The sequence below is a fragment of the Azospirillum sp. B506 genome, from assembly GCF_000333595.1.
Taxonomy (GTDB): Bacteria; Pseudomonadota; Alphaproteobacteria; order Azospirillales; family Azospirillaceae; genus Azospirillum.
This window is the reverse complement of record NZ_BADK01000625.1, coordinates 1-1580: the sequence shown is the minus strand read 5'-3', so window position 1 is coordinate 1580 and position 1580 is coordinate 1. Positions and strand designations below refer to the sequence as shown.

The window sequence follows — 1580 nt, the reverse complement described above, 5'->3', positions numbered from 1 at the left end:
GATCCGATCACCACGATCACGTCGTTCGCCATCTCACATCTCCTTCAAATGCGGGGTCCATGAACGGCACATCAACGCGAGCGTGCCGAAGAAATACGCTTCCGGCCCTCCTTTCGAGGGGTTCGCCCCATTGCGCTTGATGTCCATTGCGCCCCCGTGTGGCCGTTGCCGACGGTTCAGACCATCGGCGGCACTCAACGATCTAAACGGGAGGCGCGCCAAGGATTAGACGGTATAAACCGCATGAGGTCATATCGGGAGTTCATGAATGCAACGCGAGGATCTGGTTGACCTCAACGCCTTCCTGCTCGTGGCCGAGGAGCGGAGCTTCACCCGCGCTGCCGCGAAGCTGGGCACGTCGCAATCGACGTTGAGCCATACGATCCGGCGTCTGGAGACGCGGATCGGCGTGCGCTTACTGACGCGGACCACCCGCAGCGTTGCACCGACGGAAGCGGGCGAACGGCTGCTCGCCACATTGAGGCCGGCACTGGACGGCATTGATGCCCAACTCGCCTCTCTGGGAGAGTTGCGCGAGAGGCCGGCCGGGACGATCCGGATCACCACGCCCGAGCATGCCGCAACGACCGTCCTGTGGCCTGCGCTCGAAAAGCTGCTCCCCAACTATCCCGACATCCACATCGAGTTGAGCATTGACTCCTCATTCTCCGATATCGTGACCGAACGGTTCGATGCTGGCGTTCGATTGGGCGAAGCGCTTGCCAAGGATATGATCGCCACCCGAATTGGCCCGGATCTGCGCATGGTGGTGGTCGGGTCTCCCGCCTATTTCAAATCACGGCCAATCCCCCATTCGCCACAGGACTTGGCCGCGCACCGGTGCATCAATCTTCGGCTCCAGAGTTCCGGGACTTTGTATGCCTGGGAGCTGAAGAAGAGCAGTCGCGAACTGCGGGTAAGAGTCGAGGGACAGCTCGCATTCAACAATGTCGGGATGATCATCCAGGCGGCAGCAGCAGGGTTCGGTTTGGCGTTTGTCATGGAAGACAGAGTGACGGCGCATCTGGCGGATGGCCGCCTGATACGTGTCCTTGAGGATTGGAGCCAGCCATTCCCCGGCTACCACCTCTATTATCCAAGCAGGCGCCAACCGTCCGCCGCATTTGCGGTCCTGTTGGACGCGCTGCGATATCGTGGATGATCCCCTCGAAAAGTCCTCATGAGCAGCTGACGGGATGCCTCTTCAAACGGCAGCTTCCGACAAATGACCGCACCTCCGATCCATTGCCCTGCCCGCCCGTCCGCTGCTTGGACGGCTATGATGTGGTCGTCCAAGGTCCGACCACCTGTCGCAGAGCAACCCCGGTCGTGTCGGCAACGGGTTTTCACCTCACAACGCCGATGACTGGCATCCCGTCCATCTGTCATCGTCAAGCAGTCGGTCGAACAGCCGGTCACGTTCCTCCTGTGACAGAGGACACATTCCCAGCAGTTCGGTGACGGCCAGCCCGCGCGCCGCCGCCCAAGGGAGCAGCGCCAGATCGGGATCGGTTGCCTCCGCTTTCATCTTTGCGACCGTTCCCGCTGAGTGTTCCCGCGCGCTGCTCAACAAATCCGGA

At 61.1% G+C, this 1580-nt stretch carries 1 protein-coding gene and 1 pseudogene; one reads left to right on the top strand and one right to left on the bottom strand.

What is annotated here, in order from left to right; genetic code table 11:
* Positions 1-268: 268 nt before the first annotated feature.
* A complete protein-coding gene (locus I71_RS18570) occupies positions 269-1162 on the top strand; it encodes a LysR family transcriptional regulator (RefSeq protein WP_042696321.1) in 894 nt (297 codons plus the stop codon).
* A gap of 189 nt (positions 1163-1351) precedes the next feature.
* Here I71_RS18570 and I71_RS38370 read toward each other — a convergent pair.
* Positions 1352-1580: pseudogene (locus I71_RS38370) on the bottom strand (hypothetical protein); the annotation flags it as partial.

What these genes read in the sequence shown, in the direction of transcription:
- I71_RS18570 (WP_042696321.1), top strand. Translation starts at nt 269, where the DNA reads ATGCAACGCGAGGATCTGGTTGACCTCAACGCCTTCCTGCTCGTGGCC.